The organism is Vibrio sp. 704 (genome assembly GCF_033339295.1).
In genome coordinates this window covers 39,095-52,472 of record NZ_JAWOUH010000018.1, presented here as the reverse complement: position 1 = coordinate 52,472, position 13,378 = coordinate 39,095, and the positions used below count along the sequence as shown (strand labels likewise).

Below are 13,378 nucleotides of genomic sequence, written 5' to 3'. Positions count from 1 at the left end.
GGTAATCGTGGGTAAAATTGTAGCAATCGCCAACCAGAAAGGTGGGGTCGGCAAAACAACAACGTGCATTAACTTAGCGGCTTCGATGGCGGCAACAAAGCGCAAGGTTTTGGTGATCGATCTCGACCCGCAAGGCAATGCTACGATGGCCAGTGGCGTGGATAAGTATATGGTCGACGCCACCGCATACGATCTTTTGGTTGAAGATACACCGTTCGATCAAGTCGTTTGTACCCAAACAACAGGGAAGTATGATTTGATCGCGGCGAACGGAGACGTGACCGCGGCAGAAATCAAATTGATGGAAGTTTTCGCTCGTGAAGTGCGTCTAAAAAATGCATTGTCGTCAGTTCGCGATAACTATGATTTCATCTTTATTGATTGTCCTCCTTCTCTAAACCTTCTTACAATCAATGCGATGGCGGCAGCTGACTCTGTGCTGGTGCCGATGCAATGTGAATACTTTGCGTTAGAAGGTTTAACTGCTCTTATGGATACAATCAGCAAGTTAGCGGCCGTGGTCAATGAGAACCTCAAAATTGAGGGCTTACTACGTACCATGTACGACCCACGCAACCGCTTATCGAATGAAGTATCCGATCAACTTAAAAAACACTTTGGGAATAAAGTTTACCGTACTGTCATTCCACGTAATGTTCGTTTGGCTGAAGCGCCAAGTCACGGTAAGCCTGCAATGTACTACGATAAGTACTCCGCAGGTGCCAAAGCGTATCTTGCTCTAGCGGGCGAAATGCTCCGCCGCGAAGAAATCCCAGTTTAACTCTAACCTAAGGAATTCAATCCCATGTCTAAGCGTGGTCTCGGAAAAGGACTGGATGCGTTATTGTCGACCAGTTCGTTTGCTCGTGAAAAACAGCATATTGCATCGCATAGCCAAGAATTATCGGCAGACGGTGAGTTAACCGATTTAGCGATTGGTCAATTGCAGCCGGGCGTATACCAACCGCGTAAAGATATGGCGCCTGAAGCGCTAGAAGAACTAGCGGCTTCGATTCAATCACAAGGCATTATTCAACCAATCGTGGTTCGCCAGGTCGAAAATGGTCAGTTTGAGATCATCGCAGGTGAGCGCCGCTGGCGTGCTGCAAGGCAGGCGGGTTTAAAACGCGTGCCGTGTTTGGTGAAAAAAGTTGAAGATCGTGCCGCCATCGCCATGGCGTTGATTGAAAACATTCAACGTGAAGACTTGAATGTGATTGAGGAAGCCCAAGCGCTTGAGCGTCTACAAGATGAATTCACGCTGACACATCAGCAAGTGGCCGATGTGATTGGTAAATCAAGAACGACGGTGAGTAACCTATTACGTCTGAATCAGTTGGAAGTTGATGTAAAAGGTCTGGTTGCAGATAAAAAATTGGAAATGGGTCATGCTCGAGCTCTGTTAGCGTTAGAAGGCGAACAGCAAGTCGAAGTAGCTCAACAAGTGGCTAAGAAGCAAATGACTGTTCGCCAAACCGAACAGTTAGTAAAAAAGTGCTTAGCCCCACAAAATGAGCAAAAAGGGCAACAAGAGGATACCGAAGCCGAGCAAATGTCGCATAAATTGAGTCAGCTGCTTGATGCAAAAGTTTCTCTTACCCGTTCTGCAAACGGAAAAGCGAAATTGACGATAAGTCTTGATGAGCCTCACAAATTGGACCAACTAATTGCCAAGCTTGAGGCCTAGATGAGATAATTGATTTAGGTCAATTAATCTAATTAATCGAATTTTGTGCGAAAGTTGTCGTTTTGTAAACAAAACTGTAAGTTTTTGATGCAATCGAATTGCTTTACGTTGAACTGAACGTATAATTTTCGCCAATTTCCCAGCACAGAGAGTTAAGTGCGAAGTGGATATTACTAGAGGTACGAATACATGGTAGCTGCGTTAGCTAGACCAGGACGAGAGCTCGCAAGGCAATTGTTAATGATCCAGTCTGGCGCGGTTATTTTTGTGGCAGCAGGAATGGCGGTAGCCATAAATCCTGACTGGGGATTTTCAGCGCTGATTGGCGGAGGCATTTTTGTTGTTGCCAATGCAGTATTCGCGCTGTGTGCTTTCATGTTTAGTGGAGCTCGCGCTGCCAAGCGCATCGCTGCTTCCTTCTATACGGGTGAAGTACTGAAAATTCTCATCACGGTTGCACTGTTCTATGTTGCCTACATGTATATGCAGGTGGAACTTGTTCCCCTCAAACTAACCTATTTGCTGGTACTAGGTATTAATATCTGTGCACCAGTGCTATTCATTAACAACAAAAAATAGGATGAGTTATGGCTGCGCCAGGTGAAGCGCTAACATCGTCCGGTTACATTGCCCACCACCTTTCTAACCTATCGCTATACAAGTTGGGTTTAGTAGGGTCGGAGACAAGTTTCTGGAACGTACATATCGATAGCCTGTTTTTTTCTTGGTTTACTGGTTTAATCTTCCTCGGAATTTTTTACAAAGTAGCAAAGAGAACAACAGCGGGTGTACCGGGTAAGCTTCAGTGTGCTGTAGAAATGATCGTTGAATTTGTCGCCGATAACGTCAAAGACACGTTCCATGGACGCAACCCACTGATCGCGCCTTTAGCACTGACTATCTTTTGTTGGGTATTTTTGATGAACGTGATGGACTTAGTTCCTATCGACTTCTTACCATACCCAGCAGAGCATTGGCTAGGTATTCCTTACCTTAAGGTTGTACCGTCTGCTGATGTGAATATCACCATGGCTATGGCTCTAGGCGTTTTTGCATTGATGATTTACTACAGCATCAAAGTAAAAGGTCTAGGTGGATTCGCAAAAGAACTTGCACTACATCCATTCAATCACCCACTGATGATTCCGTTTAACCTACTAATTGAAGTGGTATCGCTATTAGCGAAACCTCTATCACTTGGTATGCGTCTATTCGGTAACATGTTCGCGGGTGAGGTTGTATTCATTCTTTGTGCGGCAATGCTACCATGGTACTTACAATGGATGGGTTCACTACCGTGGGCAATCTTCCATATCTTGGTTATTACGATTCAAGCCTTCGTATTCATGATGTTGACAATTGTTTACCTGTCAATGGCACACGAAGATCCTGATCATTAATTTTTTTAAAGCTTTTTATTTGGGCACTAAGCCAACAACTATAAATTGGAGATAGTAATGGAAACTTTACTGAGCTTTTCTGCAATCGCCGTAGGTATTATCGTCGGTCTTGCTTCTCTTGGTACAGCGATTGGTTTCGCACTGCTAGGTGGTAAATTCCTAGAAGGTGCTGCACGTCAACCAGAAATGGCTCCTATGCTACAAGTTAAGATGTTCATCATCGCGGGTCTACTTGATGCGGTTCCAATGATCGGTATCGTAATCGCGCTACTATTCACTTTCGCAAACCCATTCGTTGGTCAACTAGGTTAATCACCTTTAACTCGGGATGGGCGATTATCGCTTGTCACTGATTAACACTAAGTCCAAATAGAGGGGTAGCTGTTGTGAACATAAACGCAACTCTGCTAGGTCAAGCAATCTCGTTCGCACTATTTGTGTGGTTCTGCATGAAGTATGTATGGCCACCATTGATGCAAGCGATCGAAGAGCGTCAGAAGAAAATTGCTGATGGTCTTCAAGCAGCAGAACGTGCTGCGAAAGACTTGGATCTAGCACAAGCCAACGCTTCTGATCAATTGAAAGAAGCGAAGCGCACAGCAACTGAGATCATCGAACAAGCGAACAAGCGTAAGTCTCAAATTCTTGATGAAGCTCGCGAGGAAGCTCAGGCAGAACGCCAGAAAATCCTAGCGCAAGCAGAAGCAGAACTTGAAGCTGAACGCAATCGTGCACGCGATGAGCTGCGCAAACAAGTTGCTACTCTGGCTGTAGCTGGTGCTGAGAAAATCCTTGAGCGTTCTATCGATAAAGATGCGCAAAAAGATATTCTCGACAACATTACTGCAAAACTTTAAGTCTGGGGGCGCATATGTCTGATTTGACTACTATCGCACGCCCCTATGCTAAAGCAGCCTTCGACTTTGCTTTAGAGAAAGACCAGTTGGACCAATGGGGCCAAATGTTATCTTTTGCTGCTGAAGTGGCCAAAAACGAACAAATGAACGAACTACTAACGGGTTCGGTTTCTGCTGACAAAATGGCAGAAATTTTTGTTGCAGTTTGCGGCGAACAAGTTGATGCGCACGGTCAAAACCTTTTGAAGGTAATGGCTGAGAATGGTCGTTTAGCGGCCCTTCCTGATGTTTGCACGGAGTTTTTTACTCTGAAAAAAGAACATGAGAAAGAAATTGATGTTGAAGTAATTTCAGCAACAGAGCTTTCTGATGAACAACTTGCAAACATTGGCAGCAAACTTGAAAAGCGTCTTGAACGCAAAGTGAAGCTGAATTGCAGTGTAGATGAGACCCTACTTGGTGGGGTTATTATTCGAGCCGGAGACCTAGTCATCGATGACTCAGCGCGTGGTCGTTTGAACCGCCTGAGCGATGCATTGCAGTCTTAATGGGGATTGGAGCATGCAACTTAATTCCACGGAAATTAGCGATCTGATCAAACAACGTATCGAATCTTTCGAAGTTGTTAGTGAAGCTCGCAACGAGGGTACTATCGTATCGGTAAGCGATGGTATCATCCGCATCCACGGCCTAGCGGACGTGATGCAAGGTGAAATGATTGAATTACCGGGTGGCCGTTATGCACTGGCACTTAACCTTGAGCGTGACTCGGTTGGTGCGGTTGTAATGGGCCCATATGCTGACCTTAAGGAAGGCATGAAAGTTACAGGTACTGGCCGCATTCTTGAAGTGCCAGTTGGTCCAGAACTACTAGGCCGCGTAGTAAATACGCTGGGTGAGCCTATCGATGGTAAAGGTCCAATCGAAGCGAAAATGACTTCGCCTGTAGAAGTGATCGCACCAGGTGTAATCGACCGTAAATCGGTAGACCAACCTGTGCAAACTGGTTATAAGTCAGTTGACTCAATGATCCCAATCGGTCGTGGTCAGCGTGAGCTTATCATCGGTGACCGTCAGATTGGTAAAACAGCACTGGCGATCGACGCGATCATCAACCAGAAAGACTCTGGTATTTTCTCTATCTACGTAGCAATCGGTCAGAAAGCATCGACTATCGCTAACGTTGTTCGCAAACTAGAAGAGCACGGCGCACTACAAAATACTATCGTTGTAGTTGCATCAGCTTCTGAATCTGCAGCGCTTCAATACCTAGCGCCTTACGCAGGTTGTGCGATGGGTGAATACTTCCGCGATCGCGGTGAAGACGCACTGATTGTTTACGATGATCTATCTAAGCAAGCGGTAGCTTACCGTCAGATCTCTCTACTACTTAAACGTCCACCAGGCCGTGAGGCATTCCCAGGTGACGTATTCTACTTACACTCGCGTCTACTAGAGCGTGCAGCTCGTGTAAACGAAGAGTACGTAGAGCGTTTCACTAACGGTGAAGTGAAAGGTAAGACTGGTTCTTTGACTGCTCTTCCTATCATCGAAACTCAAGCAGGTGACGTTTCAGCATTCGTACCGACTAACGTAATCTCGATTACCGATGGTCAGATCTTCCTACAAACTGAGCTATTCAACGCTGGTGTTCGTCCTGCTGTTGACCCTGGTATCTCAGTATCTCGTGTAGGTGGTTCAGCTCAGACGAAAATCATCAAGAAACTATCAGGTGGTATCCGTACAGCACTAGCTGCATACCGTGAACTAGCGGCATTTGCTCAGTTCTCTTCTGACCTTGATGACGCAACGAAGAAACAGCTAGACCATGGTCAAAAAGTTACAGAACTAATGAAGCAGAAGCAGTACGCTCCAATGTCTGTATTTGACCAAGCTCTAACTATCTTCGCGGCAGAGCGCGGTTACCTTGATGATGTAGAACTTAACAAAGTTCTAGATTTCGAGGCGGCTCTACTATCGTACGCTCGCGGTCAATACGCTGAACTAGCAGCTGAGATCGACAAGTCTGGCGCTTACAACGATGAAATCGAAGCTCAGTTGAAGAAACTGACTGACGACTTCAAAGCAACCCAAACTTGGTAATTAGGTCGGTGGCAGTTTCTGCCACCAACTAACGGAGAGTAACGATGGCCGGCGCAAAAGAGATACGTAATAAAATCGGTAGTGTTAAAAGCACTCAGAAAATTACGAAAGCGATGGAAATGGTAGCAGCTTCAAAAATGCGTCGTTCTCAAGATGCAATGGAAGCTTCTCGTCCATACGCTGAAACAATGCGTAAAGTGATCGGTCATGTGGCTAACGCAAACCTAGAGTACCGTCATCCGTACCTAGAAGAGCGTGAAGCTAAACGTGTTGGTTACATCATCGTTTCGACAGACCGTGGTCTGTGTGGTGGTTTGAACATTAACGTGTTCAAAAAAGCCGTTACAGACATGCAAGCATGGAGAGAGAAAGGTGCTGAGATTGAGCTAGCCGTTGTTGGCTCAAAAGCAACAGCTTTCTTTAAACATGGTGGCGCAAAAGTTGCGGCACAGGTTTCTGGTCTTGGAGATAATCCAAGCCTACAAGACCTAATCGGCTCTGTTGGCGTAATGCTGAAGAAATACGATGAAGGTGAACTGGACCGTCTATATGTAGTATTCAACAAGTTTGTTAATACTATGGTTCAGCAACCAACGATCGATCAATTGCTACCTTTGCCTAAATCGGACAGCGAAGAGATGCAGCGTGAGCATTCATGGGACTACATCTATGAGCCTGAACCAAAACCTCTACTGGATACGCTATTAGTGCGTTACGTAGAGTCTCAGGTATACCAAGGTGTGGTTGAGAACCTTGCTTGTGAGCAAGCGGCTCGAATGATTGCGATGAAGGCTGCAACGGATAACGCAACCAGTTTGATTGACGATTTGGAACTTGTGTACAACAAAGCCCGTCAGGCTGCGATTACACAAGAACTATCAGAAATCGTTGGTGGTGCAGCTGCGGTTTAAGCTTAGGTAAAACGAAATAGTTTAGAGGATTAACGATGGCTACAGGTAAGATCGTACAGATCATCGGTGCGGTAGTCGACGTAGAGTTCCCACAGAGCAATGTACCTAGTGTATATGACGCTCTAAACGTAACGGACTCAAAAGAGCGTCTAGTTCTTGAAGTTCAACAACAGCTAGGCGGTGGCGTAGTTCGTTGTATCGTAATGGGTAGCTCTGATGGTTTACGTCGTGGAGTTGAAGTGGTTAACACTGGCGCTCCAATTTCAGTACCAGTAGGTACTAAAACTCTAGGTCGTATCATGAACGTCCTAGGTGACGCGATTGACGAGCGTGGTGAAGTGGGTGCGGAAGAGGTTTACTCTATCCACCGTAGTGCACCAAGCTACGAAGAGCAATCAAACGAAATTGCACTTCTAGAAACGGGCGTTAAAGTAATCGACCTAATTTGTCCATTCGCTAAGGGTGGTAAAATCGGTCTATTCGGTGGTGCAGGTGTAGGTAAGACCGTTAACATGATGGAACTTATCAACAACATCGCACTACAGCACTCAGGTCTATCAGTATTTGCTGGTGTTGGTGAGCGTACTCGTGAAGGTAACGATTTCTACTACGAGATGCAGGAAGCGGGCGTTGTAAACGTTGAGAAGCCTGAAGAATCAAAAGTAGCGATGGTTTACGGTCAGATGAACGAGCCACCAGGTAACCGTCTACGTGTTGCACTGACTGGTCTAACAATGGCAGAGCGTTTCCGTGACGAAGGTCGTGACGTACTACTGTTCATTGATAACATCTACCGTTACACACTTGCAGGTACAGAGGTATCAGCACTACTAGGTCGTATGCCTTCTGCGGTAGGTTACCAGCCAACTCTTGCAGAAGAGATGGGTGTACTTCAGGAGCGTATCACGTCAACGAAATCAGGTTCTATCACGTCTGTACAGGCGGTATACGTACCAGCGGATGACTTGACTGACCCGTCTCCAGCAACAACGTTCGCGCACTTGGATGCAACGGTTGTACTTAACCGTAACATCGCTGCAATGGGTCTATACCCTGCGATCGACCCGCTAGATTCAACATCTCGTATGCTTGATCCACTAGTAGTTGGTCAAGATCACTACGAAGTTGCTCGTGGTGTTCAGCAGACTCTTCAGCGCTACAAAGAGCTGAAAGATATCATTGCTATCCTAGGTATGGACGAGCTATCTGAAGAAGATAAGCAAGTTGTATCTCGTGCACGTAAGATTGAGCGTTTCCTAACTCAGCCTTACCACGTAGCAGAAGTATTTACAGGTGACCCTGGTATTTACGTACCTCTAAAAGAGACTCTACGTGGCTTTAAAGGTCTACTAGCTGGTGAATACGACGACATTCCTGAGCAGGCATTTATGTACTGCGGTAGCATCGACGATGCTATTGAGAATGCGAAGAAGCTATAAGGCTAACTAGGAGGCGATATGGCAGCAATAACCTTTCACCTAGACGTAGTAAGCGCTGAGAAGAAAATCTTCTCTGGTCGTGTTGAAACGTTTCAGGTGACCGGTAGCGAAGGTGAACTTGGTATTTTCCATGGTCACACACCGCTGCTGACCGCTATCAAGCCTGGTATGGTGCGTATTGTGAAACAGCACGGCCACGAAGAAATTATTTATGTTTCTGGTGGTATGGTAGAGATTCAGCCTGGTACAGCGACTGTACTAGCTGATACAGCTATCCGTGGTGAAGAGCTAGACGCAGCGAAGGCAGAAGAAGCCAAACGCCGCGCTGAGGAGCAAATCCAGAATCAGCATGGTGACATGGACTTCGCACAAGCGGCCAGTGAACTGGCTAAAGCCATTGCTCAGCTACGAGTTATCGAGCTGACAAAAAAACGTCGCTAAGCTCAATTAGCAACGTTGCATGAAAAAAGGCGGCCAATTGGTCGCCTTTTTGATTAATTTTAGTTGGAAATTTACCTTACTCCATTAACTATTTTAAAAGAGCTGTTTAAAATAACGGCCAATTAACATAAAACGTCAATAGGTTATCAATGAAATTCAGTGCTGTGATTCTTGCAGCGGGTAAAGGTACCCGTATGCATTCGAACATGCCTAAGGTGCTACACACTTTGGCAGGTAAGCCAATGGCAAAACATGTGATTGATACATGTACAGGTCTAGGTGCACAAAATATCCACTTGGTCTTTGGCCACGGTGGTGATCAAATGCAAACCACTCTTGCAGAAGAGCCTGTAAATTGGGTGCTTCAAGCGGAGCAGTTAGGGACAGGTCATGCGGTTGATCAAGCGTCTCCGAAGTTTGAAGACGATGAAAAAGTACTGGTGCTTTACGGTGATGTTCCACTGATTTCAGCTGAAACGATTGAAAACCTATTAGATGCACAGCCAACAGGCGGTATTGCACTACTAACAGTGATTCTAGATAACCCGACAGGCTACGGTCGTATTATCCGTAAGAATGGTCCTGTTGTGGCGATCGTTGAGCAAAAAGATGCAACAGAAGAACAAAAACAAATTAAAGAGATCAATACTGGCGTGATGGTTGCGACTGGTGGGGATCTTAAGCGTTGGTTGTCTGGCTTAAACAACAACAACGCACAAGGCGAATACTACCTAACTGACGTTATTGCAGCTGCACACGATGAAGGTCGTGCCGTTGAGGCAGTACACCCAGTCAATGCCATTGAGGTGGAAGGGGTCAATGACCGCGCACAGCTTGCTCGTCTAGAGCGTGCTTTCCAGTCAATGCAAGCTCAGAAGCTACTAGAGCAAGGTGTCATGCTACGCGATCCAGCACGCTTTGATTTGCGTGGTGAGTTACAGTGCGGTATGGACTGTGAAATCGACGTGAATGTTATCGTCGAAGGTAAAGTTTCACTGGGTGATAACGTGGTTATCGGTGCGGGTTGTGTACTGAAAGATTGTGAAATCGACGACAACACCATCGTTCGCCCTTACAGTGTGATTGAAGGTGCAACGGTTGGTGAAGAATGTACGGTTGGTCCATTTACTCGCCTTCGTCCTGGTGCTGAAATGCGTAACGATTCCCATGTGGGTAACTTCGTTGAAGTGAAAAATGCGCGCATCGGAGAAGGTTCAAAAGCGAACCACCTAACTTACTTAGGTGATGCAGAGATCGGTCAACGTACTAACATCGGCGCAGGTACTATCACTTGTAACTACGATGGTGCGAACAAGTTTAAAACCATCATCGGTAATGATGTATTTGTTGGTTCTGATAGCCAGCTGGTGGCGCCTGTCACTATCGCTGATGGCGCAACCATCGGTGCAGGCACGACACTAACAAAAGATGTTGAAGAAGGTGAGTTAGTAATTACTCGCGTCAAAGAGCGCAAAATTACTGGCTGGCAGCGTCCCGTAAAACAGAAATAAGCATTACCTGCACTCTGTCGCTATATTGTCAAAGCCGCTCAACAAGAGCGGCTTTGTTGTTTCTAGCTCAGGCTTCATCGTTAGTAGCTAGGAATAGCAATACGTTTTTCGAGCCAACGAACGGCTTGAGATACAAATAGGATGAGCAACAAGTACTCCAAAACGAGGAAGGTATAAATCTCTAAGGGTAAGTACTCATTCACCACCAGCTCATTAGCACGGCGAGTGAGATCGCTTAAACCAATCACGCTGACTAAAGAACTCATCTTGAGAATGTAGACAAATTGATTGCCCAGTGGAGGGAGGATTTGTCGAAATGCTTGGGGAAGAATTACCAAGCGCATCTTTTGCCAATAGCTTAAGCCCAAAGATTCAGCCGCTTCATGCTGGCCACGGCTGATAGCTTGTATTCCACCGCGAAATACTTCCGCCATAAACGCGCTCTCAGCGATAGTCAGTGCAATAACACCCGCCCAAAAGTGATTGAGTGAGACATCCAATAGCGTAGGCATGCCGTAATACACCCAAAGTAGTAAGACTAAAACTGGCACTGAACGGATCACCTCGACATAAATACGGTTTATCCACTTCAGAGAGGCTGAGTCCGACAGAGCGGGTAACGCAACGATCAGACCCAAGCTCATCGCAAATAACATACTGAGGAGTGATACCTGAATGGTGTCATTAAACCCAGCGATTAAAAACTTTAGATTGGTGAGCCCTTGATCCGTCGAAGGGTCAAGTACATACCAGCCCCATTGATAATCTGAACAACCAGTGAGTAATAGCAGTGAAAACAGCCATAGAGTTCGAAACGTCACATTTACTCCCTGAATTAACTAAAAAACTTCCTTTGTTGCTGCTATGTTATCAGTAGAGCTCTAATAAAGGTTAATTATTAAACCGTATAAGGTCATTATTTTTAAGGGAATAAAAATGAGAAAGATTTTACTAGTGCTAGGAATGTGTTTGCTTGCTGCGACTCAAGTCGCTCACGCTGAAAGCCGTCTTCAATCCATTTTAGACAATGGCGTACTCCGAGTTGGAACGACGGGAGATTGGAATCCGATGACGATGAAAGACCCCGCGACAAACAGTTATCGTGGCTTCGATATCGATGTAACAACAGAACTTGCTAAAGATCTCGGTGTAAAAGTGGAGTATGTGCCCACGGATTGGAAGACGCTAGTTAATGGCATTACCGCCAACAAATACGATATTACTGGCAGCGCATCTCTGAACATGTCTCGCGCGAAAGTAGCTGGATATAGCCAGCCATATTTCTACCTTTCCTTTGTACCTGTGGTACAAAAGAAAGATCTCGCCAAATTCTCTGATTGGGCGGATTTTAATAAACCAGAAGTAAAAGTCGCGGCGACGTTAGGTACGGTACAAGAAAAAATGGTGAAAGAGTTCTTCCCGTCTGCTCAGCATATTGTTATTGAAGCGCCAGCGCGCGACTTCCAAGAACTACTAGCTCGCAGGGCCGATGTATCGGTGACGTCCAATGTGGAAGCAGCGACGTTGGTGGATAAGTTTAAACAGTTGGCGATAGTGCCAGTGACCGCACCGCGTAAACCAACCCCAATTGCTATGTTGTTGCCGCAAGACGATCAAGTATGGATTAATTACATCAATCACTGGGTAGAGTTGAAAAAGACTCAAGGCTTTTTTAAGCAGACTGCCAAGAAATGGGGGTTGAAAAGCTTATAAACAGAAAGAGCCGCATTGCGCGGCTCTTTTTATTATCTGAACGATTAAAGTTCGTCTTCACTCACGACTCGGGCGTTGTCAGGAGTCGTAAAGTGCTTGGATAATTCGCGATTCGACAGAATGTATCCCATCCACAGCCCACCCATACAGATGATGATTGCGATGCCAGTAACCATCTGAGCTTGGCTTGCCATTGCGGCTACCAATGCACTTGAGAAGCTACTTACACAGATTTGCAGGCTGTTTTGCAGACCTGCTGCTGTTGCAGGGCTCTGTTGTGCGCTGGCCAGTGCACGGTTTACCACGATTGGGTACAGCGCGCCGTTAGCAACGGCAATCAAACAGAATGGCGCAAGAATAGGCCAAATCGATGACAGATCCCACTGTGAAGCAATGAAAATCATTAATGCCGCGACACTAAATAGGCCAATCAGTTGGCGCAGAACCTTTTCATCACCAAATTTTCGAACGCCTACTTTACCTAAGTAGCCACCAGCCATAAACGCGATGGTTTGTGGGATAAAGCTCAAACCAATATCTTTTGCTTCGTAGCCCAGTTGCGCCATGATTTCTGGCATCCCAGTTAGGTAAGCAAAGAATGCAGCTGAAGCCGTCGCAAACATAAACACGTTGCCAAGGTATTTTTTAGAACTCAGCAGCGCTTTGATGTCGGCAGACATACTGGTTTGTTTGATTTCTGCTTTCTCGTCTTTTTGTGCCATGGTCGCAAAGACCAAAAAGACACCAACCAGTGTTAGCGTAATAAAGATACTGTGCCAGCCGAAGTTATCTGCCAACACAACCCCTAATTGAGGTGCTAGTGCTGGTGATAGCGCGACGAGTGGCATGATTGTCGCAAAAATTTGTTGGCTACTGCTTGAGTAGCGTTTAATGACCATAGCCTGCCAGATCACGGCTGGTGCACACACACCGATAGCTTGGATAAAGCGCAGTGTGAGTAGTTGCCATACTTGATCACAGAAAGCCAAACCGAATGACGCGATAGTAAATAGCACCAACCCGGCTGCGAGTGTATTACGATGGCCAAATTTATCGGATGCCAATCCCCACATTAGTTGGCCAATCGCCATACCAACGAGGAATACCGTTAAAGAGAGAGCAATTTGCTCAGGGCCTGTTGCAAAGTCGATTTCCATCGCTTTGAATGCTGGCAGATACATATCCGTAGCAACGAAGCCAAGCATCGATAATGCTGCCAGGTAAATGAGCTGTAGTTTTGAGATTTTCATGATTCAACCAGTCAAATTATTTAATCATTTTTTTATCAACATCAGTTGGCGCCAACCCTGATTTAT

Annotated in this window: 15 protein-coding genes; 13 read left to right on the top strand and 2 right to left on the bottom strand. The window is 45.8% G+C overall.

Translation table 11 applies throughout. From position 1 onward, the window contains the following. The first annotated feature begins 7 nt into the window (after positions 1–7). From R7R24_RS19225 to glmU, 12 genes are all read left to right on the top strand, one after another. Positions 8–781 (top strand): ParA family protein, encoded by a 774-nt coding sequence (locus tag R7R24_RS19225; protein WP_005383838.1) that lies wholly within the window; start codon positions 8–10, stop codon positions 779–781. Positions 782–805: 24 nt separating this feature from the next. Further along, complete coding sequence (locus R7R24_RS19220) at positions 806–1,687, top strand: ParB/RepB/Spo0J family partition protein (protein WP_005383840.1); 882 nt, start codon at positions 806–808, stop codon at positions 1,685–1,687. A gap of 189 nt (positions 1,688–1,876) precedes the next feature. Continuing rightward, positions 1,877–2,266 (top strand): F0F1 ATP synthase subunit I, encoded by a 390-nt coding sequence (locus R7R24_RS19215; RefSeq protein WP_005378921.1) that lies wholly within the window; start codon positions 1,877–1,879, stop codon positions 2,264–2,266. A gap of 8 nt (positions 2,267–2,274) precedes the next feature. Then, positions 2,275–3,087, top strand: a complete 813-nt coding sequence (gene atpB / locus R7R24_RS19210; RefSeq protein ID WP_005378922.1) for a F0F1 ATP synthase subunit A — start codon at positions 2,275–2,277, stop codon at positions 3,085–3,087. A gap of 57 nt (positions 3,088–3,144) precedes the next feature. Next, positions 3,145–3,399 carry a F0F1 ATP synthase subunit C gene (atpE, locus tag R7R24_RS19205; protein WP_002540812.1) on the top strand — a complete coding sequence of 85 codons (255 nt, stop codon included), beginning with the start codon at positions 3,145–3,147 and terminating at the stop codon, positions 3,397–3,399. Positions 3,400–3,473: 74 nt separating this feature from the next. Next, positions 3,474–3,944, top strand: a complete 471-nt coding sequence (gene atpF / locus R7R24_RS19200) for a F0F1 ATP synthase subunit B (protein ID WP_005378929.1) — start codon at positions 3,474–3,476, stop codon at positions 3,942–3,944. Positions 3,945–3,958: 14 nt separating this feature from the next. Further along, entirely contained in the window at positions 3,959–4,492 is a 534-nt protein-coding gene (gene atpH / locus R7R24_RS19195) for a F0F1 ATP synthase subunit delta (RefSeq protein WP_017635596.1), read from the top strand. A gap of 13 nt (positions 4,493–4,505) precedes the next feature. Further along, entirely contained in the window at positions 4,506–6,047 is a 1,542-nt protein-coding gene (gene atpA / locus R7R24_RS19190; RefSeq protein WP_005378931.1) for a F0F1 ATP synthase subunit alpha, read from the top strand. Positions 6,048–6,091: 44 nt separating this feature from the next. Beyond that, positions 6,092–6,958 carry a F0F1 ATP synthase subunit gamma gene (gene atpG, locus R7R24_RS19185; protein ID WP_005378932.1) on the top strand — a complete coding sequence of 289 codons (867 nt, stop codon included), beginning with the start codon at positions 6,092–6,094 and terminating at the stop codon, positions 6,956–6,958. Between the two features lie 35 nt (positions 6,959–6,993). Beyond that, positions 6,994–8,397 carry a F0F1 ATP synthase subunit beta gene (gene atpD, locus R7R24_RS19180; protein WP_005383849.1) on the top strand — a complete coding sequence of 468 codons (1,404 nt, stop codon included), beginning with the start codon at positions 6,994–6,996 and terminating at the stop codon, positions 8,395–8,397. 18 nt (positions 8,398–8,415) lie between these two features. Beyond that, positions 8,416–8,838 (top strand): F0F1 ATP synthase subunit epsilon, encoded by a 423-nt coding sequence (locus R7R24_RS19175; RefSeq protein WP_005378937.1) that lies wholly within the window; start codon positions 8,416–8,418, stop codon positions 8,836–8,838. 149 nt (positions 8,839–8,987) lie between these two features. Then, positions 8,988–10,349 carry a bifunctional UDP-N-acetylglucosamine diphosphorylase/glucosamine-1-phosphate N-acetyltransferase GlmU gene (gene glmU / locus R7R24_RS19170; protein WP_047102566.1) on the top strand — a complete coding sequence of 454 codons (1,362 nt, stop codon included), beginning with the start codon at positions 8,988–8,990 and terminating at the stop codon, positions 10,347–10,349. An 80-nt stretch (positions 10,350–10,429) separates the two neighbouring features. On the opposite strand, the gene R7R24_RS19165 is transcribed toward glmU, so the two are convergent. Beyond that, positions 10,430–11,170: an amino acid ABC transporter permease gene (locus R7R24_RS19165; protein WP_005383852.1), complete on the bottom strand. Its 741-nt coding sequence runs from the start codon at positions 11,168–11,170 to the stop codon at positions 10,430–10,432. 115 nt (positions 11,171–11,285) lie between these two features. On the opposite strand from R7R24_RS19165, the gene R7R24_RS19160 reads away from it, so the two are divergent. Beyond that, the gene (locus tag R7R24_RS19160; protein WP_054579442.1) at positions 11,286–12,062 is read left to right on the top strand and encodes a transporter substrate-binding domain-containing protein; all 777 of its coding nucleotides are present in this window, start codon (positions 11,286–11,288) and stop codon (positions 12,060–12,062) included. 44 nt (positions 12,063–12,106) lie between these two features. Here the strand turns inward: R7R24_RS19160 and punC are convergent, their stop codons facing one another. Continuing rightward, a complete protein-coding gene (punC, locus tag R7R24_RS19155; RefSeq protein ID WP_054579443.1) occupies positions 12,107–13,312 on the bottom strand; it encodes a purine nucleoside transporter PunC in 1,206 nt (401 codons plus the stop codon). Positions 13,313–13,378: the final 66 nt, after the last annotated feature.

What these genes read in the sequence shown, in the direction of transcription:
- R7R24_RS19220 (WP_005383840.1), top strand. Translation starts at nt 806, where the DNA reads ATGTCTAAGCGTGGTCTCGGAAAAGGACTGGATGCGTTATTGTCGACC.
- R7R24_RS19215 (WP_005378921.1), top strand. Translation starts at nt 1,877, where the DNA reads ATGGTAGCTGCGTTAGCTAGACCAGGACGAGAGCTCGCAAGGCAATTG.
- atpB (WP_005378922.1), top strand. Translation starts at nt 2,275, where the DNA reads ATGGCTGCGCCAGGTGAAGCGCTAACATCGTCCGGTTACATTGCCCAC.
- atpE (WP_002540812.1), top strand. Translation starts at nt 3,145, where the DNA reads ATGGAAACTTTACTGAGCTTTTCTGCAATCGCCGTAGGTATTATCGTC.
- atpH (WP_017635596.1), top strand. Translation starts at nt 3,959, where the DNA reads ATGTCTGATTTGACTACTATCGCACGCCCCTATGCTAAAGCAGCCTTC.
- atpA (WP_005378931.1), top strand. Translation starts at nt 4,506, where the DNA reads ATGCAACTTAATTCCACGGAAATTAGCGATCTGATCAAACAACGTATC.
- atpG (WP_005378932.1), top strand. Translation starts at nt 6,092, where the DNA reads ATGGCCGGCGCAAAAGAGATACGTAATAAAATCGGTAGTGTTAAAAGC.
- atpD (WP_005383849.1), top strand. Translation starts at nt 6,994, where the DNA reads ATGGCTACAGGTAAGATCGTACAGATCATCGGTGCGGTAGTCGACGTA.
- R7R24_RS19175 (WP_005378937.1), top strand. Translation starts at nt 8,416, where the DNA reads ATGGCAGCAATAACCTTTCACCTAGACGTAGTAAGCGCTGAGAAGAAA.
- glmU (WP_047102566.1), top strand. Translation starts at nt 8,988, where the DNA reads ATGAAATTCAGTGCTGTGATTCTTGCAGCGGGTAAAGGTACCCGTATG.
- R7R24_RS19160 (WP_054579442.1), top strand. Translation starts at nt 11,286, where the DNA reads ATGAGAAAGATTTTACTAGTGCTAGGAATGTGTTTGCTTGCTGCGACT.
- punC (WP_054579443.1), bottom strand. Translation starts at nt 13,312, where the DNA reads ATGAAAATCTCAAAACTACAGCTCATTTACCTGGCAGCATTATCGATG.